This window comes from Streptomyces sp. NPDC005794, assembly GCF_042871445.1.
Classification (GTDB): Bacteria; Actinomycetota; Actinomycetes; order Streptomycetales; family Streptomycetaceae; genus Streptomyces.
Map to the genome: position 1 here is coordinate 300,786 of NZ_JBIAIN010000007.1, position 25,119 is coordinate 325,904.

26 protein-coding genes are annotated in these 25,119 nt (G+C 70.4%); 13 read left to right on the forward strand and 13 right to left on the reverse strand.

Features of this window, described 5'->3' with window-relative positions; translation table 11 throughout:
* The first annotated feature begins 251 nt into the window (after positions 1-251).
* From ACFYQ5_RS14325 to ACFYQ5_RS14355, 7 genes are all read left to right on the forward strand, one after another.
* Positions 252-812 (forward strand): 2-oxo-4-hydroxy-4-carboxy-5-ureidoimidazoline decarboxylase, encoded by a 561-nt coding sequence (locus ACFYQ5_RS14325; protein ID WP_389197392.1) that lies wholly within the window; start codon positions 252-254, stop codon positions 810-812.
* Between the two features lie 166 nt (positions 813-978).
* Complete coding sequence (gene sdhC, locus ACFYQ5_RS14330) at positions 979-1,359, forward strand: succinate dehydrogenase, cytochrome b556 subunit (protein ID WP_014154475.1); 381 nt, start codon at positions 979-981, stop codon at positions 1,357-1,359.
* Positions 1,360-1,364: 5 nt separating this feature from the next.
* The gene (locus ACFYQ5_RS14335; protein WP_389197394.1) at positions 1,365-1,844 is read left to right on the forward strand and encodes a succinate dehydrogenase hydrophobic membrane anchor subunit; all 480 of its coding nucleotides are present in this window, start codon (positions 1,365-1,367) and stop codon (positions 1,842-1,844) included.
* A gap of 30 nt (positions 1,845-1,874) precedes the next feature.
* Positions 1,875-3,629 (forward strand): succinate dehydrogenase flavoprotein subunit, encoded by a 1,755-nt coding sequence (sdhA, locus tag ACFYQ5_RS14340; RefSeq protein WP_389197396.1) that lies wholly within the window; start codon positions 1,875-1,877, stop codon positions 3,627-3,629.
* Positions 3,629-4,396, forward strand: coding sequence for a succinate dehydrogenase iron-sulfur subunit (locus ACFYQ5_RS14345; RefSeq protein ID WP_389197398.1), 768 nt, complete (start codon positions 3,629-3,631; stop codon positions 4,394-4,396). Before sdhA ends, ACFYQ5_RS14345 begins: the two co-directional genes overlap by 1 nt.
* Positions 4,397-4,568: 172 nt before the next feature.
* Positions 4,569-5,159, forward strand: coding sequence for a hypothetical protein (locus tag ACFYQ5_RS14350; protein WP_389197400.1), 591 nt, complete (start codon positions 4,569-4,571; stop codon positions 5,157-5,159).
* A 57-nt stretch (positions 5,160-5,216) separates the two neighbouring features.
* The gene (locus ACFYQ5_RS14355; RefSeq protein ID WP_389197402.1) at positions 5,217-5,936 is read left to right on the forward strand and encodes a TetR family transcriptional regulator; all 720 of its coding nucleotides are present in this window, start codon (positions 5,217-5,219) and stop codon (positions 5,934-5,936) included.
* A gap of 129 nt (positions 5,937-6,065) precedes the next feature.
* Here ACFYQ5_RS14355 and ACFYQ5_RS14360 read toward each other — a convergent pair whose 3' ends face one another.
* The gene (locus ACFYQ5_RS14360; RefSeq protein ID WP_389197404.1) at positions 6,066-7,358 is read right to left on the reverse strand and encodes a metallophosphoesterase; all 1,293 of its coding nucleotides are present in this window, start codon (positions 7,356-7,358) and stop codon (positions 6,066-6,068) included.
* A gap of 54 nt (positions 7,359-7,412) precedes the next feature.
* Entirely contained in the window at positions 7,413-7,658 is a 246-nt protein-coding gene (locus ACFYQ5_RS14365; protein ID WP_261988630.1) for an SCO4848 family membrane protein, read from the reverse strand.
* A gap of 121 nt (positions 7,659-7,779) precedes the next feature.
* Here ACFYQ5_RS14365 and ACFYQ5_RS14370 point away from each other — a divergent pair, with 121 nt between their 5' ends.
* Complete coding sequence (locus tag ACFYQ5_RS14370) at positions 7,780-9,027, forward strand: D-alanyl-D-alanine carboxypeptidase family protein (protein ID WP_389197406.1); 1,248 nt, start codon at positions 7,780-7,782, stop codon at positions 9,025-9,027.
* Here ACFYQ5_RS14370 and ACFYQ5_RS14375 read toward each other — a convergent pair.
* On the reverse strand, positions 8,975-9,940 hold the full coding sequence (locus tag ACFYQ5_RS14375; protein ID WP_389197408.1) for a YihY/virulence factor BrkB family protein: 966 nt from the start codon (positions 9,938-9,940) through the stop codon (positions 8,975-8,977). The genes ACFYQ5_RS14370 and ACFYQ5_RS14375 overlap by 53 nt on opposite strands.
* 162 nt (positions 9,941-10,102) lie before the next feature.
* On the opposite strand from ACFYQ5_RS14375, the gene ACFYQ5_RS14380 reads away from it, so the two are divergent.
* A complete protein-coding gene (locus ACFYQ5_RS14380) occupies positions 10,103-10,861 on the forward strand; it encodes a decaprenylphospho-beta-D-erythro-pentofuranosid-2-ulose 2-reductase (RefSeq protein ID WP_389197410.1) in 759 nt (252 codons plus the stop codon).
* 27 nt (positions 10,862-10,888) lie between these two features.
* On the opposite strand, the gene ACFYQ5_RS14385 is transcribed toward ACFYQ5_RS14380, so the two are convergent.
* Together ACFYQ5_RS14385 and trpS are read right to left on the reverse strand one after the other, a co-directional pair.
* On the reverse strand, positions 10,889-11,479 hold the full coding sequence (locus ACFYQ5_RS14385; protein WP_389197412.1) for a 2'-5' RNA ligase family protein: 591 nt from the start codon (positions 11,477-11,479) through the stop codon (positions 10,889-10,891).
* A gap of 100 nt (positions 11,480-11,579) precedes the next feature.
* A complete protein-coding gene (trpS, locus tag ACFYQ5_RS14390; protein WP_389197414.1) occupies positions 11,580-12,593 on the reverse strand; it encodes a tryptophan--tRNA ligase in 1,014 nt (337 codons plus the stop codon).
* A gap of 188 nt (positions 12,594-12,781) precedes the next feature.
* Between trpS and rocD the strand changes: the two genes are divergently transcribed.
* Positions 12,782-13,987, forward strand: coding sequence for an ornithine--oxo-acid transaminase (gene rocD, locus ACFYQ5_RS14395; RefSeq protein WP_389197415.1), 1,206 nt, complete (start codon positions 12,782-12,784; stop codon positions 13,985-13,987).
* A gap of 33 nt (positions 13,988-14,020) precedes the next feature.
* On the opposite strand, the gene ACFYQ5_RS14400 is transcribed toward rocD, so the two are convergent.
* The 3 genes from ACFYQ5_RS14400 to ACFYQ5_RS14410 all read right to left on the reverse strand — a co-directional run bounded on the left by ACFYQ5_RS14400 (position 14,021) and on the right by ACFYQ5_RS14410 (position 17,023).
* A complete protein-coding gene (locus ACFYQ5_RS14400) occupies positions 14,021-15,208 on the reverse strand; it encodes a glutathionylspermidine synthase family protein (RefSeq protein ID WP_389197417.1) in 1,188 nt (395 codons plus the stop codon).
* Between the two features lie 7 nt (positions 15,209-15,215).
* The gene (locus ACFYQ5_RS14405; protein ID WP_351285484.1) at positions 15,216-15,491 is read right to left on the reverse strand and encodes a hypothetical protein; all 276 of its coding nucleotides are present in this window, start codon (positions 15,489-15,491) and stop codon (positions 15,216-15,218) included.
* Between the two features lie 131 nt (positions 15,492-15,622).
* Positions 15,623-17,023: a PLP-dependent aminotransferase family protein gene (locus ACFYQ5_RS14410; protein ID WP_389197419.1), complete on the reverse strand. Its 1,401-nt coding sequence runs from the start codon at positions 17,021-17,023 to the stop codon at positions 15,623-15,625.
* A 47-nt stretch (positions 17,024-17,070) separates the two neighbouring features.
* On the opposite strand from ACFYQ5_RS14410, the gene ACFYQ5_RS14415 reads away from it, so the two are divergent.
* Together ACFYQ5_RS14415 and ACFYQ5_RS14420 are read left to right on the forward strand one after the other, a co-directional pair.
* Positions 17,071-17,583 (forward strand): carboxymuconolactone decarboxylase family protein, encoded by a 513-nt coding sequence (locus ACFYQ5_RS14415; protein WP_389197421.1) that lies wholly within the window; start codon positions 17,071-17,073, stop codon positions 17,581-17,583.
* 100 nt (positions 17,584-17,683) lie between these two features.
* Positions 17,684-18,421 (forward strand): isocitrate lyase/phosphoenolpyruvate mutase family protein, encoded by a 738-nt coding sequence (locus tag ACFYQ5_RS14420; RefSeq protein WP_389197422.1) that lies wholly within the window; start codon positions 17,684-17,686, stop codon positions 18,419-18,421.
* Between the two features lie 82 nt (positions 18,422-18,503).
* On the opposite strand, the gene ACFYQ5_RS14425 is transcribed toward ACFYQ5_RS14420, so the two are convergent.
* The 4 genes from ACFYQ5_RS14425 to ACFYQ5_RS14440 form a co-directional block, all read right to left on the reverse strand.
* Entirely contained in the window at positions 18,504-19,493 is a 990-nt protein-coding gene (locus ACFYQ5_RS14425) for a malate dehydrogenase (RefSeq protein WP_389197424.1), read from the reverse strand.
* A 176-nt stretch (positions 19,494-19,669) separates the two neighbouring features.
* A complete protein-coding gene (locus ACFYQ5_RS14430; protein ID WP_389197426.1) occupies positions 19,670-20,740 on the reverse strand; it encodes a DUF2690 domain-containing protein in 1,071 nt (356 codons plus the stop codon).
* Between the two features lie 408 nt (positions 20,741-21,148).
* On the reverse strand, positions 21,149-21,736 hold the full coding sequence (locus tag ACFYQ5_RS14435; RefSeq protein WP_389197428.1) for a DUF3017 domain-containing protein: 588 nt from the start codon (positions 21,734-21,736) through the stop codon (positions 21,149-21,151).
* 23 nt (positions 21,737-21,759) lie between these two features.
* Positions 21,760-22,638 carry a bifunctional methylenetetrahydrofolate dehydrogenase/methenyltetrahydrofolate cyclohydrolase gene (locus ACFYQ5_RS14440; protein ID WP_389197430.1) on the reverse strand — a complete coding sequence of 293 codons (879 nt, stop codon included), beginning with the start codon at positions 22,636-22,638 and terminating at the stop codon, positions 21,760-21,762.
* A 235-nt stretch (positions 22,639-22,873) separates the two neighbouring features.
* Here ACFYQ5_RS14440 and ACFYQ5_RS14445 point away from each other — a divergent pair, with 235 nt between their 5' ends.
* Positions 22,874-23,467, forward strand: coding sequence for a hypothetical protein (locus ACFYQ5_RS14445; protein ID WP_389197431.1), 594 nt, complete (start codon positions 22,874-22,876; stop codon positions 23,465-23,467).
* 61 nt (positions 23,468-23,528) lie between these two features.
* On the opposite strand, the gene ACFYQ5_RS14450 is transcribed toward ACFYQ5_RS14445, so the two are convergent.
* Complete coding sequence (locus ACFYQ5_RS14450; RefSeq protein WP_389197432.1) at positions 23,529-24,989, reverse strand: DUF2079 domain-containing protein; 1,461 nt, start codon at positions 24,987-24,989, stop codon at positions 23,529-23,531.
* Between the last annotated feature and the right edge of the window lie 130 nt (positions 24,990-25,119).

Here is a 25,119-nt window from a genome sequence, read left to right on the forward strand (position 1 = left end):
ACGCCCTTGGGTTGCGTGACGCTCAGCATCGCTAGCGTGACGGGTACAGGAAACAGTCTTCACTCCCACCCCGCGCAACCTCGTCGCTCTCCGACCCCTCTCCAGGGTCACAGAAGTCATTCATTCGAGGAGTCCCGCTGTCCAGGTCCAGCGAGTCCCATGCCGACCTGCCGAAACCACCGCAGCAGGCGGGGCGGACGGCCGTTCCCGTCCAGAACCGGGGTTCCGCCCCGGCCCTTCGGGAGGCCCCGGTGGAGGCCCCCGTACCGGAACCAGTGTCCGTGAGTACCCGCCGACATGCCCACTCGAGCGGGCTCGCCCGCTTCAACGCCTGGCCCCGGGACCTGGCGGAAGCGGCCCTGCTGGAGTGCTGCGGCAGCAGCCGCTGGGCGCAGCGGATGGCCGCCCACCGCCCCTATCCGGACCTGGACACGCTGCTCGCCGCCTCCGACGAGGCGGGGTACGACCTCGCGCCCGCCGATCTCTCCGAGGCGCTCGCCTCGGAGAGCGCCCCCTGCCTGCACCACGACGCGCCCCGGGCCGCCCATCTGGCGCTACGCGCCGCGCACGCCGCGTACGAGAGCCGGTTCGGCCACGCCTTCGTGATCTGCCTCGACGGCCTGCGCCCCTCCCAGCACGTCGACCAGGTGCTGGCCGCCATCCGTACCCGGCTGGCTCACGAACCGGACGAGGAGCGCTCCCTGACCGCGGAGGAGATGCGGCGACTCGCCCGGGGCCGCATCATCGAGCTGGTGACGGAGGCGAGCCTGGCCCCCGGCCCGCTCCCCCCGGTGGCATATGACCCCCGGTAGCCCGTCCGTGCCTGTTTGGCTGCCGCTTTGATCACACCGGAGGCCCCGCCGCCATGGAACCGACAAAGCGTCGCTACGATGGCCAGGGCCGGTGGACCGTACCCGGCCGGGTCAGACCGACAGTCAAGCCGGCCGACCCCAATCCCCGCTCCCGGAGGGTTCTTCCGTGCCGGCTGGAACGCTGTACCGCGGCCGGGAAGGCATGTGGTCCTGGGTGGCTCATCGAGTCACCGGTGTCCTCATTTTCTTCTTCCTGTTCGTACACGTCCTGGACACCGCCCTCGTGCGTGTCTCCCCTGAGGCGTACGACGATGTCGTGGCCACCTACAAGACCCCGCTCGTCGCACTGCTCGAGTACGGCCTGGTGGCCGCAATCCTCTTCCACGCGCTGAACGGTCTCCGGATCGTCGCCGTGGACTTCTGGGCCAAGGGCCCGCGCTACCAGAAGCAGATGCTCTGGACCGTTCTGGGTATCTGGATCGTGCTGATGGTCGGGGCCCTGTACCCCGTCCTCGGACACGCCGTACGTGAAGTCTTCGGGAGCTGAGGCCGATGTCCACCGAGACACCTTCTTCCGCGATCGGTGACGTCGAGGGCGTAAGCCTGTTCGACGTCGACAACCCGGCCCCGGTGATCGAGCCCCCGCGCAAGCGCACGGGCAACACCCCCAAGGGTTCGCGCACCAACTTCGAGATGTACGCCTGGCTCTTCATGCGCCTGTCGGGCATCGTGCTGGTCGTCCTCGTCCTCGGCCACCTGCTGATCCAGCTGGTGCTGGACGGCGGCGTGTCCAAGATCGGCTTCGCGTTCGTGGCCGGCCGCTGGGCCTCGCCGTTCTGGCAGGTCTGGGACCTGACGATGCTGTGGCTCGCCATGCTCCACGGCGCCAACGGCCTCCGTACGGTCATCAACGACTACGCCGAACGGGACAACACCCGCTTCTGGCTGAAGATGCTCCTGTACACCGCCACGGTGTTCACCGTCCTGCTGGGCACGCTGGTGATCTTCACCTTCGACCCGAACATCCGCTAGGCGCCGGGACAGAGGGACCAGAGGAAAACCATGCAGATCCACAAGTACGACACCGTCATCGTCGGCGCCGGCGGCGCCGGTATGCGCGCGGCCATCGAGTCGACGAAGCGCAGCCGCACCGCCGTGCTGACGAAGCTCTACCCCACCCGCTCCCACACGGGCGCCGCGCAGGGCGGCATGGCCGCCGCGCTCGCCAACGTGGAGGAGGACAACTGGGAGTGGCACACCTTCGACACGATCAAGGGCGGCGACTACCTGGTCGACCAGGACGCCGCCGAGATCCTGGCGAAGGAGGCCATCGACGCGGTCCTCGACCTCGAGAAGATGGGCCTGCCGTTCGGCCGTACGCCCGAGGGCAAGATCGACCAGCGCCGCTTCGGCGGTCACACCCGTGGCCACGGTGAGGCCCCGGTCCGTCGCGCCTGCTACTCGGGCGACCGCACCGGCCACATGATCCTCCAGACGCTCTACCAGAACTGCGTCAAGGAGGGCGTGGAGTTCTTCAACGAGTTCTACGTCCTGGACCAGCTGGTCGTCGAGGAGGACGGCGTCAAGAAGTCCGCCGGCGTCGTCGCCTACGAGCTGGCCACCGGCGAGATCCACGTCTTCCAGGCGAAGTCGGTCATCTACGCCTCGGGCGGCACCGGCAAGTTCTTCAAGGTGACGTCGAACGCGCACACCCTGACCGGTGACGGCCAGGCCGCCTGCTACCGCCGGGGTCTGCCGCTGGAGGACATGGAGTTCTTCCAGTTCCACCCGACGGGCATCTGGCGCATGGGCATCCTGCTGACGGAGGGCGCCCGTGGTGAGGGCGGCATCCTCCGCAACAAGGACGGTGAGCGCTTCATGGAGAAGTACGCGCCGGTCATGAAGGACCTCGCGTCCCGTGACGTCGTGTCCCGCTCCATCTACACCGAGATCCGTGAGGGCCGCGGCTGCGGCCCCGAGGGCGACCACGTCTACCTCGACCTCACGCACCTCCCGCCGGAGCAGCTGGACGCCAAGCTGCCGGACATCACCGAGTTCGCGCGTACGTACCTCGGCATCGAGCCCTACACGGACCCGATCCCGATCCAGCCGACCGCGCACTACGCCATGGGCGGCATCCCGACCAACGTCGAGGGCGAGGTGCTGGCCGACAACACCACCGTCGTCCCGGGCCTGTACGCCGCCGGCGAGGTCGCCTGTGTCTCCGTGCACGGCGCCAACCGCCTGGGCACCAACTCGCTGCTCGACATCAACGTCTTCGGACGCCGCTCCGGCATCGCCGCCGCCGAGTACTCCACGAAGAACGACTTCGTCGAGCTTCCGGAGAACCCGGCCCAGCTGGTCGTCGACCAGGTCGAGCGGCTGCGTAACTCCACCGGCACCGAGCGCGTCTCCGAGCTGCGCCTGGAGCTGCAGGAGTGCATGGACGCCAACGTGATGGTGTTCCGCACCGAGCAGACGATCAAGACGGCCGTCGACAAGATCGCCGAGCTGCGCAAGCGGTACCTCGACGTGTCCATCCAGGACAAGGGCAAGCGGTTCAACACCGACCTGCTGGAGGCCGTCGAGCTGGGCAACCTGCTCGACCTGGCCGAGGTCATGGCGACCTCCGCGCTGGCCCGCAAGGAGTCCCGCGGTGGTCACTACCGCGAGGACTTCCCGAACCGCGACGACGTCAATTTCATGCGCCACACCATGGCGTACCGCGAGGTCGCGGACGACGGCACCGAGTCGATCCGGCTCGACTACAAGCCGGTCGTGACGACCCGCTACCAGCCGATGGAGCGTAAGTACTGATGGCTACCCCGACCCTGGAAAAGACCGACAAGGCCGAGGCCGGCTTCGCCGACACCCCGTACATCACGGCCACGTTCCGGATCCGCCGCTTCAACCCGGAGGTGTCCGACGAGGTCCAGTGGCAGGACTTCCAGATCTCGATCGACCCGAAGGAGCGTGTACTCGACGCCCTTCACAAGATCAAGTGGGAGCAGGACGGCACTCTGACCTTCCGCCGTTCCTGCGCGCACGGCATCTGCGGCTCCGACGCGATGCGGATCAACGGCAAGAACAGGCTCGCCTGCAAGACGCTGATCAAGGACATCAACCCGGAGAAGCCGATCACGGTCGAGGCCATCAAGGGCCTCACGGTCCTCAAGGACCTCGTGGTCGACATGGACCCGTTCTTCCAGGCCTACCGCGACGTCATGCCCTTCCTCATCACCAAGGGGAACGAGCCGACCCGCGAGCGCCTGCAGTCCCCCGAGGACCGTGAGCGCTTCGACGACACCACCAAGTGCATCCTGTGCGCCGCGTGCACGTCCTCGTGCCCGGTGTTCTGGAACGACGGCCAGTACTTCGGCCCGGCGGCCATCGTCAACGCGCACCGCTTCATCTTCGACTCGCGTGACGACGCCGGCGAGCAGCGGCTGGAGATCCTCAACGACCGTGACGGTGTGTGGCGTTGCCGCACGACGTTCAACTGCACGGACGCCTGCCCGCGTGGCATCGAGGTCACCAAGGCGATCCAGGAAGTGAAGCGCGCGCTCATCACCCGCCGCTTCTGACCCACGCGTTGCCAAGAGGCCCCGTTCCGCACACGAACCGTGCGGGAAGCGGGGCCTCTTGGTGCATCGCACGGGCCGGGACGGTACGGTCGTGCGGAGCCGGTGACCGGCTCACCTCTCCCGGAGCAGCACAGCACGGGAGCAGATGGCTTGATGGAGAACGGGGAACGTCATGAGCGATCCGAATCCGTACGCGGACGACTCATACAAGTGGGGCCCGCCCCAGCCGCCGGGCAACCCGCCCACGATGCCGGACGGCCAGGGCTACGGTTACCCGGCGCCGGGCGCCACTCCCGCGTACGGCTATCCGCAGCCGCTCCCCGAGTCCGCTGCGCAGCCCGGCCCCGGGTACGGCTATCCGAGCCCCGGACAGCCGACGGAGCCCGGCTTCAACCTGCCGGTGCAGCAGGGCGGCGGCGGAGTGCCGATGCTCTCGCTCGGTGACATCACGGTGATGAACGACGGCATCGTGACCCCGTCCGGCACCCTCCCGCTCAAGGGCGCGGTGTGGACGGCGACCGACATGTCGCGCACGGAGGAGAAGATCCCCACCGTGGGCATCGTGCTGGCGATCGTCTTCGCGCTGTTCTGCCTCATCGGCCTGCTCTTCCTCCTGATGAAGGAGAAGCGCACGACCGGCTTCGTGCAGATCACGGTCACCAGCGGTGGACGGCACCACGCGACGATGATTCCGGCGACGGGGCCCGAGACCTTCCAGTGGGTCATGTCCCAGGTCAACACCGCGCGTTCGCTGAGCGCCTGAGACCGGGCCGGCCGCCCGGATCCGGCGGAGAGTGATCTCCCGGTTAGCCTGGGGACCGTGGTGAAGCAGGAGAAAGAGCCCAAGGCGCCGAAGAGCGAGCAGACCCGCACCCTGATCCTGGAGACCGCGCTCCGCCTCTTCGAGGAGCGCGGTTACGACCGGACGACGATGCGGGCCGTCGCCCAGGAGGCAGGTGTCTCCGTCGGGAACGCCTACTACTACTTCTCGTCGAAGGAACACCTGGTCCAGGGCTTCTACGACCGGCTCGCCGCGGAGCACGAGGTGGCGGTGCAGCCCGTCCTGGCCGGGGACCGGGATCTGACCGTACGCATCCGGGGCGTGCTGCTCAGCTGGCTGGACGTGGCCGGGCCGTACCACCGCTTCGCCGCGCAGTTCTTCAAGAACGCCGCGGACCCGGACAGCCCGCTCTCCCCCTTCTCCCAGGATTCGGCCGCGGCCCGCGAGGCGGTCATCTCGGTGCACGAACGCTGCCTGTCCGGCTCCTCGGCCAAGGCCGACCCTGAACTGGCCGTACTGCTGCCGCAGTTGATGTGGCTGATGCAGATGGGCCTCGTGCTGTTCTGGGTCTACGACCGGTCCGATGGCACGGAACGCAGCCGTCGGCTCGTCGAGCGCACCGCGCCGATCGCCGCCCGGGCGATCGCGCTCTCCCGCTTCCGGGTACTGCGCCCCCTCGTGCGGCAGGTCCACGACGTGCTGGTGGAGTTCATGCCCGGGGCGCCCGCGCGGGGTGCGCGGGACGTCGGAGCCAGCTGAGTTCCCACAGCCGCCGGACACACGGACGACTTCAGGGGGTACGGGCCCGAGCCGTCGACCTGGTCGTCCGTGCGGAGCGTGCCGTATCCACCTACGGAAGACCAGGTCAGGCGCTCACAGGCTGCGGGGTCAGGCCTGCGGGGAAGCGAGCTCCACCACCGTGATGTCGGAGGGCGCGCCGACGCGCACGGGCGGCCCCCAGGCTCCCGCACCCCGCGAGACGTACAGCTGGGTGTCGCCGTAGCGTTCGTATCCGGCGACGGTCGGGTTGGCCAGCTCCGCCAGCAGGTTCCCGGGCCAGAGCTGGCCCCCGTGCGTGTGACCGGAGAGCTGGAGGCCGACGCCGTACTCGACGGCCTCGTCGATGACGACGGGCTGGTGCGCGAGGAGGACGGAGGCGCGGCTGCGGTCCCGGTCGCCGAGCGCGCGGGCGAAGTCGGGGCCCTGGCCCTCGCTCTCACCCGCGACGTCGTTGACTCCGGCGAGGTCGAAGCCGGCGATCTCGACGCGGGCGTTCTCCAGCGGGTGCAGACCCAGCTCCCGTACGTGGTCGACCCACTCGGCGGCGCCGGAGAAGTACTCGTGGTTACCGGTGACGAAGTAGCTGCCGTGGCGGGCCTCGAGCCCGGCGAGCGGCTCGGCCGCGGACCCGAGATCGGCGACGGATCCGTCGACGAGGTCCCCGACGACGGCGACCAGGTCGGAGTTGGTGGCGTTGATCGCGTCGACGATCCGCCGGGTGTGGGCGCGGCCCAGGATGGGGCCGAGGTGGATGTCGCTGACCACCGCGATCCGGAAGCCGTGGGCGGAGCGCGGCAGTCCGGCGAGCGGGACGGTGATCCGCTTGGTCCGGGGGCCGCGCAGCACCCCGTAGGTGCCGTAGCCGACGGTGCCGAGCCCGGCGAGGGCGGCGGCTCCGCCGACGGTGCGGGCGACGAACAGCCGCCGCGAGGGGTCGGCGACGGACGGGGCGGGGGTCTCGGTGCGCGGCGCGACGTCCGTACGGGTGCTGCCGCCGCCGTCCGGCACGGAGTCGGGCTCGGCGGCCGCCACGGTGGTGACGGCGGCCTGGTCCGCGGGCGCGCGCCCGTCCACCCGGGCCCGGCGGGCGAGCAGCCGGCGCAGCAGGGGGCGTACGGCCTCTCCCACCAGCAGAGCGAGCGTCAGGTAGAGCAGGGCGGCCAGCCACATGTAGCCCGGCCAGGCCAGCACCTGCTGCAGCCAGAAGGGGAACCCGGCCCGGCTGGACATGAAGGCCCCGACGGACAGCAGCGGCAGCACGAAGGCCGCGACGGTGCCCACGCGGCGCGCGAGGCTGCCCTTCTCCGTCGTGTCACCGATCAGCCGGCGCCACACATATCGGTGTACTCCTGCCAGCAGCGCGAAAACCGCGACCGCCACGAGTACGAAGACCACAACCACGTACGCTCCCCCGCTGAAACGATCCTGTCCGGACGGCGACCCGCGCCCGGCACGTCATCTTCCTTCGCGACGCAAAGCCCTGACACCACGGAACCCGATCACCCCTACAGCCGTCCCCAGAAGAAACGAGGTGATGGCGAGCAGCAGATGGACCCAGAAGTACGCAGTCGGGTCGCCCGCGTCGTCGAACGCGAGCCCGCTGCCGTCCTTCCAGAGATTCTTGACAAAGGTGACCCAGATGACCCAGCTCCACGCTCCGAAGACGAGCAGGAACCAGGAAACGGGGCGGCTGAGCTTCATGGGTTCAGTATCGCCGTCGCGCTCCCGCGCGAACGCCCGGGGTGGGCTGTCCCGGCGGTATGCCCGGCGGGTCAGCCCATCCGGGTCCCCATCCTCGGCAACTCCCTGTACGTTTCCGATCGTGCCTGCCTTGAAAAAGACCGTGATGACGGTCCTCTCTGCTGCGTTGCTGTCCGTATGTGTCGTCAGTCCCGCGGGGGCGGCCGACAAGGACAAGACCGACGACAATCAGCCGAAGCCGACCGGTCCGATGTCGACCGTGGGCGGCGAGCGGCTGGGCGTGGTGGGCACCCAGGTCGCCCTGGGGCCGGGCGCCCCGGTCCTGCCGAAGGAACTCAGCGCACGGTCGTGGATCGTCGCCGACGCGGAGAACGGCCAGGTGCTCGCGTCCCACAACGCGCACTGGCGGCTGGCACCCGCCTCCACCCTGAAGATGCTCTTCGCCGACACGGTGCTTCCCGCCCTGCAGCCGAAGACCCTGACCCATCGGGTGACCGAGGAGGAACTCTCCGGCGTCGGTGAGGGCAGCAGCCTGGTGGGCGTCAAGGAGGACCACATCTACACGGTCCACGACCTGTGGCTCGGTGTGTTCCTGCAGTCCGGCAACGACGCGGTGCATGTGCTGTCCGAGATGTACGGCGGCGTGCCCGCGACGGTCGCGGCGATGCAGCGTCACGCCGAGGAGCTCCAGGCCCTGGACACGACGGTCGTCTCACCCGACGGCTACGACTCCCCGAAGCAGGTCTCCAGCGCGTACGACCTGACGCTGTTCGCCCGGAGCGGGATGCAGAAGGCCGACTTCCGCGAGTACGCGGCGACGGCCACGGCGACGTTCCCCGGCGAGCAGAAGAAGGGCAAGAAGCGGGAGAGCTTCGAGATCCGGAACACCAACCGACTGATCACCGGGGACATCGGGGTGGATCCGTACCAGGGCATCGCCGGCGTCAAGAACGGCTACACCACCCACGCGGGCAACACCTTCACCGGAATCGCCGAACGCGACGGGAAGGTGCTGCTGGTGACGGTCATGAACCCCTCGTCCGAGGAGAGCCACGCCGTCTACAAGGAGGCCGCCCACCTGCTCGACTGGGGTTTCTCCGCCAGTGGCAAGGTGACCCCGGTCGGCGAGCTGGTACCGCCGAAGTCCGCCGTGACCGCGAAGGGCACCGAACCCGCGGCGGGCGCGGACAAGGCCGAGAAGAAGAAGCACGCGGCCGCGGCGGCCACCGCCGCCCCGGCCGGCTCCACCGGGGTCTGGACCGCGCTGTCGGTCGTCGGCGGGGTGCTGCTGGTCCTGGCGGCCGGGGTGTTCCTGGTCAACCGGCGCTTGCCGCTGCCCGACCTGGTGCGTCGTCTCCCCCGTCGCTGACGTCCTCGCCCTCCCCGTCGCTGACGTCCTCGCCCTCCCCGTCCGCTGGGCCCGTCACGTTCTTCCTGCTCGGCGTCGCGGTCCAGGCGGCGCAGACCAGCAGCAGCTTCGCGCTGAAGTTGATCCAGAGGAGGAGCGCGATGGGCACCCCGAAGGCGCCGTACATGCTCTTCGACGCGACGTCCCGCATATAGCTGCCGAGCAGCAGCTTGAGCAGTTCGAAGCCGACCGCGCCGACCAGACCGGCCACCATCAGCCGCCGGCGCGGCGGCTCCACCCCGGGCAGCAGGGTCAGCAGGTAGAGCAGGATCAGGAAGTCGGCGAAGACCGCCACGACCACGGCGGCCACCTGGAGCAGCACCCCTCCCACGCCGTTCTCGGGGATGCCCAGGCGGTCGACCGTCCAGCCGATGGCCGTGGAGGCGACGGTGGACACGGCGAGCGTCACCAGCACCGCTCCGCCGAGGCCGAACAGCAGACCGGCGTCCTTGAGCTTGCGGACGACCGGGTTCCCCTCGTCCACGTCGTCCTTCTCCCACACGGCGCGCAGACAGTCCCGCATCGAGCCGATCCAGCCGATGCCGGTGAAGAGCAGCAGCGCACCGGCCACGACTCCCACCGTGCCCGCGTGGGCCACGAGGTTGTCGATGCCGAGCTGGTCCGAGATGCCGGGAACCTGGTCGGCGAGCTTCTCCTTGATCGTGTCGACTTGCTGGGGGGAGAGCAGCGCGGCGCTGATCGCCGCGCCGACCGCGATCAGCGGGAAGAGCGCCAGGAAGCTGAGGAAGGTGATCGCCGCGGCGAGCCTGGTCCAGTGGACCCGGTCCAGCGTCTCGTAGGTGCGCCAGGCGTGGGTCTCCATCAGTCGTGCGGCGAGCGGCCCGATGACGGGAAGTTTCTTCAGCCAGTCCATGACGTACGCGTACCCTTCCGGGCGCAGAAAACCGGTGCCTGGGGCCTCCCACGCCACCAATCACCCATTTCGGTGAGTCCTGTAACAAATCCCGCAATTGGGTTTTCTCGGGCGATACGGTCACGACCCTGTCTGTCGGCCATCCCCGCTAGGAGTTATCCCGTGAAGGACGCCTTCGGTGCCCCGCAGTCCCTGCTCGTCCTCGGCGGCACCTCGGAGATCGGCCTGGCCACCGCGCGGCGGCTGATCGCCCGCCGCACCCGGACCGTCCTGCTGGCCGGACGGCCCTCCTCCGCCCTGGAGCACGCCGCGGCCGGCCTGCGCGAGCTGGGCGCCGATGTCCGCACCGTCGCCTTCGACGCGCTCGACTCCGCCTCCCACGCGGAGGTGCTCGGGAAGCTCTTCACCGAGGGGGACATCGACATGGTGCTGCTGGCCTTCGGCGTCCTGGGCGACCAGGCGCGGGACGAGGAGGAGCCGCTCGCCGCGGTCCGGGTCGCGCAGACCAACTACACGGGAGCGGTCTCCGCGGGGCTGGTGTGCGCCGGCGCGCTCCAGGCGCAGGGCCACGGTTCGCTGGTGGTGCTCTCCTCGGTCGCCGGCGAACGTGCCCGGCGCGCCGACTTCATCTACGGCTCCAGCAAGGCGGGCCTGGACGTCTTCGCACAGGGGCTCGGCGACGCCCTGCAGGGGACCGGGGTGCACGTGATGGTCGTACGCCCCGGCTTCGTACGGTCACGGATGACGGCAGGACGCGAGGAGGCACCGCTCGCCACCACCCCGGGGGCGGTCGCGGACGCGATCGTGGCGGGGCTGCGGCGGCGCTCGGAAACGGTGTGGGTGCCCGGGGCGCTGCGGGTGGTGATGTCGGCCCTGCGGCACGTGCCGCGTCCGCTGTTCCGGCGGCTGCCGGTGCGGTAGCGGCCCGCTCCCGGCCCGGCGTGGGGCTCAGGGACGCAGGGACGGCTGGCCCATGGAGCTGCCGCCCTGGGCCGGTACGACGGGCCCGGCGCCGCCGGCTCCGAACGGGAACTCGTTGATCTTGCGCCAGACGCCGTCCGTGCCCTGTTCGTACAGTGCGAAGGAACCGCAGGTCCAGGCCGCCTCGTACGACGAGAGCTCCTCGTACGCGCGGTCCATGGCCTCCTCCGCGATGCCGTGCGCCACGGTCACATGCGGGTGGTACGGGAACAGCAGCTCGCGCACCAGGGGCCCGGAGGCCTCCCGGACCCGCTTCTGGAGCCAGGAGCAGGCCGAGGCCCCCTCGACGACCTGGACGAACACGACCGGCGACAGCGGGCGGAAGGTGCCCGTACCCGACAGCCGCATGGGGAAGGGACGCCCGGCCGTGGCGATCTGGGCGAGGTGGGCCTCGATCGCCGGCAGGTCGGCCGCCTCGGCCTCCGTCGGCGGAAGAAGGGTGACGTGGGTGGGGATGCCGTACGCGGCAGGGTCCCCGAAGCTCGCGCGCCGCTCCTGGAGCAGGCTGCCGTACGGCTCCGGGACCGCGATCGAAACGCCAAGCGTTACGGTCCCCACATCGTTCTCCTCAATCGTCGAAAATCGTCGAAGGTCGCTCTTCGGTCGTACCGACGCCAGTGTGGCCCTTCCGGCCGTGATCTCGCCAGGGTCCTTGGACTCAGTGCTTCGCCGGCAGCAGACCCATTCGATCGTACGTCTGTGCGAGCGTCTCGGCCGCGACGCCCCTGGCCTTCTCCGCTCCCTTGGCCAGCAGGGCGTCCAGGGTCTCGGGGTCGTCCAGGTATTCCTGGGTCCGGGTCCGGAACGGAGTGACGAACTCCACCATGACCTCGGCGAGCTCGGTCTTGAGCGCGCCGTACCCCTTGCCCTCGAACTTCTGCTCAAGATCCTGGACGGTGGTGCCGGTGAGGGTGGAGTAGATGCTCAGCAGGTTGCTGACGCCGGGCTTCTTCTCCACGTCGTAGCGGATCACGGTGTCCGTGTCGGTCACCGCGCTCCTGACCTTCTTGGCGGTGACCTTCGGGTCGTCGAGGAGATTGATGAGGCCCTTCGGCGTCGACGCCGACTTGCTCATCTTGATCGCCGGATCCTGCAGGTCGAAGATCTTCCCCGTCTCCTTGAGGATGTACGGCGCCGGCATGGTGAACGTCCGGCCGAAGCGGCCGTTGAACCGCTCGGCGAGGTCCCGGGTCAGCTCGATGTGCTGGCGCTGGTCCTCACCGACCGGAACCTGGTCGGCCTGGTACAGCAGGATGTCGGCGACCTGGAGGACCGGGTACGTGAAGAGACCCACGGTCGCCCGGTCCGCACCCTGCCTCGCGGACTTGTCCTTGAACTGCGTCATGCGGGACGCCTCGCCGAAACCGGTGAGGCAGTTCATGACCCAGCCGAGCTGGGCGTGCTCGGGGACATGACTCTGGACGAAGAGTGTGCACCGCTCCGGGTCGAGCCCGGCCGCCAGCAACTGGGCGACCGCGAGCCGGGTGTTGGCCCGGAGCTCCTTCGGGTCCTGCGGCACGGTGATCGCGTGCAGGTCCACCACCATGTAGAAGGCGTCGTGGGACTCCTGCAGCGCCACCCACTGGCGGACCGCGCCGAGGTAGTTGCCGAGGTGGAACGAGCCTGCGGTGGGCTGGATTCCGGAGAGCACGCGGGGTCGGTCAGAGGCCATGAACACATTGTCTCAGGTGCCGAACCGATCTCCGGCAACCGGTGCGGGAAAGATGCCAGGGCGCGGGACGGGTCAGCGGTGTCCGGCGTCAGGCGCGCCGCGCGGGGGAGGTTTCCCCGTCCGGGATCCGACCGACGATAGACAGTGGGCACCACCCCCGCCCACGCCGCACGACGAACGGAGACCCCGTGTCGACCACGGAAACCGCCATCGCCTCCGCCGAGGCGCACAGCGCGCACACCTACCACCCGCTGCCGGTCGTCATCGCCTCGGCGGACGGCGCCTGGATGACCGATGTCGAGGGACGCCGTTACCTCGACATGCTCGCCGGTTACTCGGCGCTCAACTTCGGACACGGCAACCGGCGTCTGATCGACGCGGCCAAGGCTCAGCTCGACCGGGTGACCCTGACCTCGCGCGCCTTCCACCACGACCGGTTCGCCGAGTTCTGTACGCGGCTCGCCGAGCTCTGCGGCATGGAGATGGTCCTCCCCATGAACACCGGGGCGGAGGCCGTGGAGACGGCGGTGAAGACGGCCCGCAAGTGGGGCTACCGCGTCAAGGGCGTCCCCGACGGCATGGCGAAGATCATCGTCGCCGCCGACAACTTCCACGGCAGGACGACCACGATCGTCAGCTTCTCCACGGACCATGAGGCACGGGCCGACTTCGGTCCGTACACGCCGGGGTTCGAGATCGTGCCGTACGGGGATCTCACCGCGCTCGCCGCGGCGATGACGGAGAACACCGTCGCGGTGCTGATGGAGCCGATCCAGGGCGAGGCCGGGGTGCTGGTTCCGCCGCCGGGCTACCTCGCCGGGGTGCGGGAGATGACCCGGGAACGGAACGTGCTGTTCATCGCGGACGAGATCCAGTCGGGTCTGGGCCGGACGGGCCGGACCTTCGCGTGTGAGCACGAGGGCGTCGTGCCCGACATGTATGTGCTGGGCAAGGCGCTGGGCGGTGGGGTCGTGCCCGTCTCGGCCGTCGTGTCCTCGGCCGCGGTCCTCGGGGTCTACAGGCCGGGCGAGCACGGATCCACGTTCGGCGGGAACCCGCTGGCCTGCGCGGTCGCCCTGGAGGTGATCGCGATGCTGCGGACCGGTGAGTTCCAGCAGCGCGCCGCGGAGCTGGGCGACCATCTCCACCACGAGCTGGGGCTGCTGACGGGCGGCGGAGCGGTGCAGGCCGTGCGGGGCCGGGGTCTGTGGGCCGGCGTCGACATCTCCCCGGCTCTCGGCACGGGCCGGGAGATCTCGGAGAAACTGATGGAGCGCGGGGTGCTGGTCAAGGACACCCATGGCTCCACGATCCGGATCGCCCCGCCCCTGGTGATCAGCAAGGAGGACCTGGACTGGGGCCTGGACCAGCTCCGCGGCGTACTGGCCCGCTGAGACCCGGTTCAGCGGGAGGCGCCGGTCACCGGCTCAGAGGATGACGTGGGGCAGGAAGCGGGCGTACTCGTCCGTGATCAGCCCCGCCGATTCCCTGATGCCGAGCCCGGCGGACTCGTCTCCGACCACCCAGGCGCCGAGCACCACACGGTTGCCCGCGAAGTCGGGCAGGAGGGCCAGCTCCTGGTAGCAGCACGGCTCGTCCCGCCGCACCGGTGCGCTGCCCGGTTCGTGGACGGTGACCCCGGCGCCCTCACGGCCGAGCAGCGGCTTGGCGACGTAACCCGCTCCGTCGGGCCCGGCCAGCTCGCGGGGGCCGTCGAGATAGGCGGGGAGGAGGTTGGGGTGGCCGGGAAAGAGCTCCCAGAGGATGGCCAGCAGCGCCTTGTTGGAGAGGAGCATCTTCCAGGCGGGTTCGATCCAGCAGGTGCTGCCGGTGCCTCCGCCGTTGTCGAGGGTGTCCAGCACATACGGGCCGAAGCGGTCCGTCGCCAGCCATTCCCACGGGTACAGCTTGAAGCAGCTGCGGATGAAGCGGAGCCGCTCGTCGACGAAGCGGCGGGACAGATGGTCCCAGCCGATCCGTTCGACGGAGAGCGCCTCGGTGTCGATGCCGGCCTGCTGGGCGGTCTCCCGCAGATACGCCACCGTCATCAGGTCCTCGCCCAGCTCGTCGCCGTCGGAGTGGGCGAAGTGCAGGGGGCCCGGCGGCAGCAGCGGGGCCTGCCGCTTCCACGCGTCGACGAGTCGCTCGTGCAGGGAGTTCCACTGGTCGGCCCCGGGGAAGCGCTCCTCCATCCAGAACCACTGAGGACTGGCCGCCTCCACCAGCGAGGTGGGGGTGTCCGCGTTGTACTCCAGCATCTTGGCCGGACCGGTCCCGTCGTACCGCAGGTCGAACCTGCCGTACAGGGACGGAAGTTCGGCACGGCGCCGCCAGGACTCGGCGATCAGGCGCGCCAGCCGGGGGTCGGTGATGCCGAGATCGGCGAAGCGGTCGCGTTCGACGATGTGCGCGGCGGCGGCCAGGCACATCGTGTGGAGCTCCTCCACGACCTCTTCCAGCGCCTCGACCTCGGGCAGCGAGAAGACGTAGTAGGCGCTCTCGTCCCAGTACGGGCGCAGGGAACCGTCCGGGTGGCGGGTCAGGGGGTAGATCAGCCCCTGTTCCTCGACGGTCTCCTGCCAGCCGGGACGCGGTTCCGTGGTGCGGCGTTCCATGGAGGTCTCAGCCGCCGCTGGAGCCGGAGGAGCCGAAGCCGCCGCTCTCGACCGCGGACTTGTCGAAACTGCCGCCGGAGACCCGGTTGTTGTGCTTGCTGCCGCCGTAGTAGAACTTCCCGGCGCCGGTGCCGTCTTCGCACTCGTACTCCGGCAGGATCTCCTGGGTCACCGGATCGACGCACCGCTCGTCCGGTTCCGAACCGCACGCGGTGAGCGTGGCCGCGAGCAATCCCATGCCGCCGAGCACCACGGTGCTCGACCTCAGCTTGCGCCTGACCATGTTCTGTTCTCCCCCGTCGTACCCACGGCCGGTGTCCGCCCACCCGCCAACTGCCAGTCAGATTAGATGCACGGCACCCTTGGCTGAAACCCGGTACCTCCTGGCTGTTCCGCATATCCCGGCATCCCCCGCTACGGAAGCACCCGGCACAGCGCGTCCAGCGCCCCGGCCCAGCCGCTCTCCGACGGCGTGCCGTAGCCGATGACCAGCCCGTCGCGGCCCGGCTCCGCGTCCTGGTGCCGGAAGCGAGAGAGCCGCTCCAGAGCGAGCCCCTGCCAGGTGGCCGCCTGGACGACCGACTGCTCGGTCCCCTCGGGGAGTTCGAGCACGGCGTGCAGGCCCGCCGCGATGCCGCTCACCCGGAAGTCCGGCGCCCGCCCGGCGAGCACCTCGACCAGCTGGTCGCGGCGGCGCCGGTAGCGCAGCCGCATGGCCCGCACGTGCCGGTCGTACGCCCCTGACGCGATGAACTCCGCGAGGGTCAGCTGGTCCAGCACCCCGGACATCCAGTCGAAGCCGCCCTTCGCCTCGCACACCTCCTCCACCAGGCCTTCCGGCAGCACCATCCAGGCCAGTCGCAGCCCGGGTGCCAGCGACTTGCTGGCCGTGCCCACATAGGCGACCCGGTCCGGATCGAGCCCCTGGAGCGCCCCCACCGGCTGGCGGTCGTAGCGGAATTCGCCGTCGTAGTCGTCCTCCAGGATCAGTCCGCCCGAGGACCGCGCCCAGTCGACCGCCGCGGCCCTCCGGTCGGGATGGAGCGGGACGCCCGTGGGGAACTGATGGGCGGGAGTCAGCAGCACCGCGCCCACACCCGGTGTCGCGCCCAGCTCCCCGGTCCTGGCTCCGAGCCCGTCCACCGGGAGGCACGGCGTGCGCAGTCCCGCCTCGGCCAGGAGATTCCAGTGGATGTCCAGGCCGTACGACTCGACGGCCGCCCCCCGCACCCCGTGGCGCCGCAGCACTTTCCCCATCAGCCTGAGCCCGTGGACGAACCCGGAGCAGATCACGATGCGTTCCGGGTCCGCGTACACCCCGCGTGCCCGCGCCAGGTAGTCCGCCAGGACCGTCCGCAGCTCGACGCGGCCCCGCGGATCGTCGTAGCCGAAGGCCACGTCGGGAGCGGCGGTGAGGGCGCGCCTGGCGGCCTTGAGCCATTCGGCGCGCGGGAAGGACGAGAGGTCCGGTGACCCGGGCATCAGATTGTGGGCGGGCCGCCGGCGCACCTGCCGGCCCCTGGCCCCCCGGACGGCCGGTACCGGCACGGTGGCCCGCTGCGCGACCCTGGTCCCCGATCCCTGCCGTGCGGTGAGCCAGCCCTCCGCCACGAGCTCGGCATAGGCGTCGGCGACGGTGTTACGGGCGATCCCGAGGTCCGCGGCGAGGGTCCGGGAGGAGGGCAGCCGGGTGCCGGCCGCCAGCCGGCCGGTGCGCACGGCCTCCCGCAGGGCGTTCATCAGCCCGCTGCGCAGGCCCGCGCCGACCGGTTCGATGTGCAGGTCGGCACCGAAAGCGGCCCAGGGATCCGTCATGGAAATGGACCATACCGGTGCGCCATCCGGCCAGTAGCTTCGTATCCATGACCACGCACACACATCACCCCGTGACCACCGACAACGCCCCTGAGCACCCGGCCCGCCTGCAGTGGGCCCAGCTCGCTCCCGACGTCTACAAGGCCATGGTCCGGCTGGACGTCGCGGCCCGTAAGGGGCTCGACCCGACGCTGCTCGAACTGGTGAAGATCCGCGCCTCGCAGCTCAACCACTGCGCCTTCTGCCTGGACATGCACGCGAAGGACGCCCTGGCGGCGGGCGAGTCCGTCGAGCGGATCGTGCAGCTCAGCGCCTGGGAGGAGTCGCAGCACTTCTACACGGAGAAGGAGCTGGCGGCGATCCGGCTGACGGAGGCGGTGACGGTCCTGACCGACGGTTTCGTGCCGGACGAGGTCTACGCGGAGGCCGCTGAGCACTTCGAGGAGGCCGAGCTGGCCCATCTGGTCGCCGCGATCACGACGATCAACGCCTGGAACCGCTTCGGTGTGACCTTCCGGCTGCCCCCGGGGCACTACACACCCGGCGACATCACGCACTGATCCGCCGGGTCCGCGCGGCCGGGGCGAGGGGGCCCCTCGCCCGCCGCCTGCCGGACCGCCTGCCCCGCCCCACACACTCCCCTCCCGCCCCGGAGCCTTGATGAACGAGCACGCCTCCGTCTTCCGCGCCCTGCACCACGGCCGCACTCCGGGCGATCCCCTGGTCCTGCCCGGCCCGTGGGACGCCGCCAGCGCCCGGGTGTTCGAGGAGGCCGGATTCCCCGCCCTGGCCACACCGAGTGCCGGTGTCGCCGCCTCGCTCGGTCACGCCGACGGACGGACGCCCGCCGCCGAGATGTTCGCGGCAGTGAACCGGATCGCCCGAGCGGTGTCCGTTCCCGTGTCGGCGGACATCGAGGGCGGCTACGGTCTGGCTCCCCGCGAGCTCGTCGACCGCCTCCTGGAAGCCGGAGCGGTCGGCTGCAACCTGGAGGACTCCGCCGAGGGTGCCCTCGTCGACCCCCGGCGGCAGGCCGACCGGCTCGCGGAGGTGCGCGCCGCGGCAGGCGGGCACCTCTTCGTCAATGCCCGCGTCGACACGTACATCCACGGGGACCCGGCCGCCACGGACGTGGTCGGGGACACGATCGCCCGCGCCCGGCTCTACGCCGAAGCCGGTGCGGACTGCGTCTATCCGATCATGGCCCCGGAGGATGTCCTCCCCCGTCTGGCCGCCGCGGTCCCGGTCCCGCTTAACGCCGTCGGGGCGCCCGACGGCCCGTCCACCACCCGCCGGCTCGGCGAGCTGGGCGCGACGCGGATCACCTTCGGCCCCCAGCTGCAACGCAGGGCGGCGGACGCCGTGCGCGAGCTCGCCGACCGGCTGCGCGGCCGCTGAACGCACGCATGAGGGCGCCCCCGGCTGCTGCTGCCGGGGGCGCCCTCATACGGTTCCGGGTCCGGCCGTGGCCGGACTCCGGTCAGATCAGGCCGAGCTCGCGGACCGCGTCGCGCTCCTCGGAGAGCTCCCGCACCGACGCGTCGATGCGCGCACGGGAGAACTCGTTGATGTCCAGGCCCTGGACGATCTCGTACTTTCCGTCCTTCGTGGTGACCGGGAAGGAGGAGATGATGCCCTCGGGGACGCCGTAGGAGCCGTCCGACGGGATGCCCATCGAGGTCCAGTCGCCCGCGGCGGTGCCGTTGACCCAGGTGTGCACGTGGTCGATGGCGGCGTTGGCGGCCGAGGCGGCCGAGGACGCGCCACGGGCCTCGATGATCGCGGCGCCGCGCTTGGCGACGGTCGGGATGAAGGTGTCGGCCAGCCATGCCTCGTCGTTGACGACCTCGGCGGCGTTCTTGCCGGCGATCTCCGCGTGGAAGATGTCCGGGTACTGGGTCGCCGAGTGGTTGCCCCAGATCGTCAGCCGCTTGATGTCGGAGACGGCGGCACCGGTCTTGGCGGCCAGCTGCGAGATCGCGCGGTTGTGGTCCAGACGGGTCATCGCGGTGAAGCGCTCGGCCGGTACGTCCGGGGCGGCGGCCTGCGCGATGAGGGCGTTGGTGTTGGCCGGGTTGCCGACGACGAGGACCTTGATGTCGTCCGCGGCGTTGTCGTTGATGGCCTTGCCCTGCGGCTTGAAGATGCCGCCGTTGGCGGCCAGCAGGTCGCCGCGCTCCATGCCCTTCGTACGCGGGCGGGCGCCGACCAGGAGGGCGACGTTCGCGCCGGCGAAGCCGACGTTGGCGTCGTCCGTGATCTCGATGCCGCGCAGCAGCGGGAAGGCGCAGTCGTCGAGCTCCATGGCGGTGCCCTCGGCGGCCTTCAGGCCCTGCGGGATCTCGAGGAGTCGCAGGTTGACCGGCACATCCGGGCCGAGCAGGTGGCCGGAGGCGATGCGGAAGAGCAGCGCGTAGCCGATCTGGCCGGCTGCGCCGGTCACGGTGACATTCACGGGAGTGCGGGTCATGGCGATCTCCGTTAGACAGCTGGCGGTGAGGGGTCCCTGCCCCTGGTGCTGGACATCTCTGAATCTTGACGTGAAGAGATATCCAGCGGTCAGGCTATCCGACCCTCGCCGCCGGGGCCGCCCGCCCCCCTGTGGGGCCGCACACAGCCGGTCACGCAGCGCAGCGGCCCCTCACGTCACTCCGGCGTGGTGCACCCGGTGGCCCCGGAGGCGAGGGTCGCGCAGGCCTCGGCGTCGGAGGCCTTCTTCACGGCGACCATCGGGGTGTACGCGTCGGCATCAGCTTCCACCGTGCCGGCCTGCGCCGAGGAGCCGGCGGTGATCCGCACGGTGTCCCCCGAGGACGCCTGGGTGATACGGGCCCAGGCGGCTCCGCAGGTCTCGCTGTAACGGACCTCGACGAGGCCGACGCCGACGGTCGCCCGGGCGACCGTGCCGGCGAACTGCCCGCCGCAGCCCATGGCTTCCGGGTCCTCCCCGGTGCAGTCCGCGCCGCTGCATCCGACGCCGGCGGGCAACCGGGGCGCGCTGGTGCCGGGCTCGGCGGACGGTGTCGCCACGACAGCGGCGCCGTCGTCCCCGCCCGGATCGGTGAGCAGCACGGCCCCGGCCATCAGCAGGAGCGCCCCCACGAGACCCGCGAGGAACAGCGTCGCCCTGCGGCGGCCGCCCTCCGGACGCCCTCCACGACCGCCGCCGCCCGTGCGGTGTCCGTCTCCGCCGGAGTCCGGCGCTGCCCCCGGTTGCGGCTGCCGCGGGATGGGAGGGGCCGTGCCGCGCTGGGCGGGTACGGACAGCGGACGGCCGACGTCGCGCCCTTCTCCCTCCGGCCCCGCAGCGGTGGAGACTCCCGTGCCGCCGCCCGGGTGCCCCGCACGCCTGCTCGTCACGGGGGCCGCGGCCACACCCGCCTCGCCGAGCGCCGCACGCGCCTGGGAGATCCTGATGGCCTCCATCGTCATGTCGTGGCGCATCTCGGAGCGGCTCCAGGCCCGTTCGGCCAGTTCCCACATGGTCGTCAGATGGTGCTGCTGAGTGCCCGTCGCCTCGGCCAGCGCGACGATCGCGCCCTTGGGCGCGAGCAGCCTGCCGTTGAGATAACGCTCCCACGACGTCTTGCTGTAGCCCGTGCGGTCGGCGACCGCGGCCAGGCTCAGCCCGCTGCGGTCCACCAGTCTGCGCAGTTGGCCCGCGAACTCCCGCAATTCCGGGTCGAGTTCTTCCGGTAACGCCTTCCAACGAGGCATTGCTTCCCCCGATCGATTCCCCCGAACGTTCCCGGCGCGCCCCCGTCCCCCGGCGCCGGGTCCTTCACCCTGCTGTCGGAGCGGTTGGTCCGCGCTCCGAACTACCCAGAAGGATGCACGGATCCAGGATGCCAGTTCCGGACAAAGGGGCGCACGGGTGCATTCGGTATGAGCGGGTGCTCCGTTGCGCGCCGTAGCGCGTACCGCGCCGTTGCGTGACGATCACACGATGGCGGAAGGGTCACCTCCGTGCCACGGGCACCAGGCGCCCCTTGAACCCGGCACCCCACGTCCACGACGCTTGTTCCGGGACAGGGCAGGGCCGCTCAAGTCACCGCATTCCGGCGCTTCTTGCACCGGCGCCCTGTCCGGTGTCCGTCCCTTCTCGGGGGAGGGGACGGACACCTCTCAACGGACGGTGAAGCGGATCACGTCCTGCAGGAAGGGCACGTTCAGCCAGGGTGAGGGCTGCGCCATCATGGCGAGCAGCACGATCAGCGCGCCCATCAGGGCGTACGTGACCAGATCGGTGAACCGCGACCGCACGGCCAGCATGCCGACGGAGGGGACCACCCAGCGCAGCACCGCCCCGGCGAGCAGCGCGATGCCCATCAGCATCACGCCGATCCTGAACGCCTGGTCGAAGGGATCGGTGCCCACGATCAGCAGGCCGAGTCCGGCCGTGCAGAGCACCGTGAGCAGCGGCCACTGCCGGGCGGGGGCGGGCGCGTCCCCCGGGGCCGCCCGGCCGCCTCCCTCAGGACGCGCGGTGTCACGGGTCAGCGAGAAGCGACGCGAGGGCTCCCCGGTCGAGCCACTGCCCCCGGCCGCCTCGGCCGCTCCGTCCACCTCGTCCGCCCCGTCCGTCCTGACGGTGACGGGTGCCCCGGCTTCCTCGGGCGTCCCTGCCTCCTCGGCCGGCCCCTTCGCGTGCGTACCGTCCTCGTGCCGACGGTCCGTGTGCGTGCCGTCAGCCGGACTCGTACCAGCGCCCATGACGTTCCTCCGGTCGGTCCGGGTCAGCCGGCGGATACGGCGGAGGCCTCGGCGGCAGCGCGCTCGGCCGCCTCGACCACGTTGACGAGCAGCTGGGCCCTGGTCATGGGGCCGACACCGCCCGGGTTCGGGGCGACCCACGCGGCCACCTCGGCCACACCCGGGTGGACGTCGCCGACGATCTTGCCGTTCTCGTCCCGGCTGACGCCGACGTCCAGCACGGCCGCGCCCGGCTTCACGTCCTCGGGCTTGATCAGGTGGGGCACACCGGCGGCGGCGACGATGATGTCGGCCTGCCTGAGGTGCGCCGAGAGGTCACGCGTGCCGGTGTGGCACTGGGTGACGGTCGCGTTCTCGGACCTGCGCGTCAGCAGCAGCGGGAGGGGGCGGCCGATGGTGACGCCCCGCCCGACGACGACCACATGGGCGCCGTTGATCTCCACGCCGTGGCGGCGGAGCAGGGTGACGACGCCCTGCGGGGTGCAGGGCAGCGGGCCGCTCTCGTTCAGCACGAGCTTGCCCAGGTTCATCGGGTGCAGCCCGTCCGCGTCCTTCGCCGGGTCCATCAGCTCCAGGATGCGGTTGGTGTCGATCCCCTTGGGGAGGGGGAGCTGCACGATGTAACCCGTGCACTCCGGGTTGGCGTTGAGCTCCCGTACGACCTCCTCGATCTCCTCCTGGGTGGCGGTGTCGGGGAGTTCGCGCTGGATGGAGCCCATGCCGACCTGGGCACAGTCACGGTGCTTGCCGTTCACGTACCACCGGCTGCCCGGGTCGTCGCCGACGAGCAGGGTTCCCAGGCCGGGTGTGACGCCCTGTGCCTTGAGGGCCGCCACGCGGACGGTCAGATCGGACTTGATCGCAGCTGCGGTGGCCTTGCCATCGAGAATCTGGGCAGTCATGACACCCATCCTCCCGGATGACCCCGCCCGCATACCAATCCGGGCCCGCCACGTGGACACGAGATTGCACTTGCACAACACATTCTGTATTCGGCTGGACAAAAAGCGGATGTCACGACGACGATAAAGCCCGCATAACCGCGGACAGTGTCGGGGGGACCACCGTTCAGATTGCACATGTTTCCTCCGCCTGGGCCGCGTCGTCCCCAGCACTTCCCAACGGAGGAATTCAGCGATGAGCTTCGGCGACCCCAACAACCCCTACGGCCAGCAGCAGGGTGGGCAGCCGGGCGGGCAGCCGGGCTACGGCTACCCGCAGCAGGCCCCCCAGGGTGTTCCCCAGCAGGGCTACGGCTACCCGCAGGCACCCCCGGTCCAGGGCGGTTACGGCTTCCCCGGCGGGCCGACCGAGATGCCCGGCGGTGTGAAGGCCGCGCGCGTCATGCTCTTCGTGATCGCCGGCCTCCAGGTCATCGGCACGATCTTCGTCGCCCTCGCCGCCGCAGCCGTGAACGCGGCCAAGAACGACGCGACGCTGCAGGAGGACGTGCAGTTCCAGCAGCTCGCCGACTACTCGGGCAACGCGCTGTGGGGCATCGCCGTCTTCGCCGTGCTGTGGGGCGTCCTCGCCGTCGTCCTCGGTGCCAAGTTCGGCAAGGGGGGCAGCGGAATCCGCGTCACCGCCATCGTGTTCGGCGTGATCACCGCGATCCTCGGCATCTACCCCTTCGTCGTGATGGGCCTCGTCCACACGGTCCTCGCCATCCTGGTCGTCGTCTTCGTGGCGAAGTCCGACGGCGGCGCCTGGTTCAACCGCCAGCAGCACTGAATGTCCCCGCGTACGCGGGCGTGAAGGCCGTGACACCCGCTCACCGGCGGGTGTACGGCCTTCAGCCGTTTCCGGGTGCCGGTGTGGTCCGCTGCATGACGACGAAGGAGCCGGCCTCCCGGGTGATCCGGTAGCGCGCCTCCGGGTGGAGCTGTTCGGCGTACTTCACCGGGTCGTCGATCGGCCGTGACCAGCCGAAGTCCAGGTTGATCGCGACCACGTCGGGGGCGGTGCCGGGCGCCCCGCCGACCCAGTAGACCGTGCGGTCCGCGGTCAGGTGCGCCATCAGCGTGATGTCCGTCTCGACCCGCGCCCCCACGGGAATGGCCTCCAGTGCCGCTTCGGCCGCGTGGGTGCGGGCGTCGGCGCGATACGTCTCCGGGCGCAGCAGTTCGCGAAGCGGAAGGTGCTGGGTGAGGGCGACGGCGATCGCCGCGGCCACGGGGACGGCGACGTTCGCGTACGAGACGAGCCAGGGCCGTTCCGAGTCCCGGCTGCGGCGGATGCCGTCGGCCATGGCCAGGAAGACCACCGGCATCAGGATGGCGCTGTAGTGCCAGACCATGCCCCAGTGGTTGGAGTCCTGGGAGAGCAGACGCCAGCCGATCGTCGGCAGGACGAGCAGGATCAGGGGCGAGCGGAGCGCCATGAAGGCGGTGATGCCGACCAGGAAGACCAGCATCTCCAGCTTGACGGAGGAGTCGAACACGCCGAGGACGGAGTCGAGCAGGGAGACCTGCTGCCCGCCGTTCTCCTCGATCTTCTTCCAGTAGTCGTACGTCCCCGCGCTGCTGGCCGCCGGTATGAGCACCAGTACGGTCAGCGCGAACGCGGCCACGCCGAAGGCCGCCAGCAGGAAGCCCTGGAGCCGCCGCCCGTACAGGGCCAGGAGCACGCCGACGACGGCGACGGTGACGCCGAGGTCCTCCTTGACCAGGACCAGCGGCAGCGACCACAGGACGGCGGCCCGCCACCGCTCCATGAGCAGGGCCCGGCAGACCAGGGCCAGCAGCGGGACGGCGAGGGCAATCTCGTGGAAGTCGGCCTTCACCGCTTCCTGGAGCCCCCAGGACAGCCCGTACGCGACGGTGACGCAGAGGCCGGTGCGGCCGCCCAGGATCTGCTGGGCGGTGCGCCCGACGACGACCGCGGAGGCGGCGAACAGGGCGGCCTGGGCGAACAGCAGGGCGAGGGCCGACGGCCAGATCCAGTAGAGCGGGGCGAGGAGAGCCACCACGGGACTGAAGTGGTCGCCGAGTATCAGATAACCCGGCCCCTTGATGTCGACGACGGGGGCGTCGAACCCGGCGTACGCGCGCACCTCCTGCTCGAAGATGCCCAGGTCCCAGGAGGGCGACTGGAAGTGTCTGTACCGCAGGTACCCGTAGAGGAAGTAGAGCGCGCACAGGACCACGGCGGCGATCAGGTACGGCCGCAGCGGCGCCGGGTGCGGCGCACGCGCGACGGCCTCCGGGGCCTGCTCCCCGGGCACGTCGGTCCCGCTCTGGTTCAGGTCAAGCACGATGCCCCCGCAACGGAGTCCCTCACTGGTCGTTGCCGGTCGCACCGGACCCACCCGACACGGCCCGACAAGGCCATTCATTAGAACAGAGGGACGACTGATCTCCGTACGCCGGGACGCAGCGCAGGCC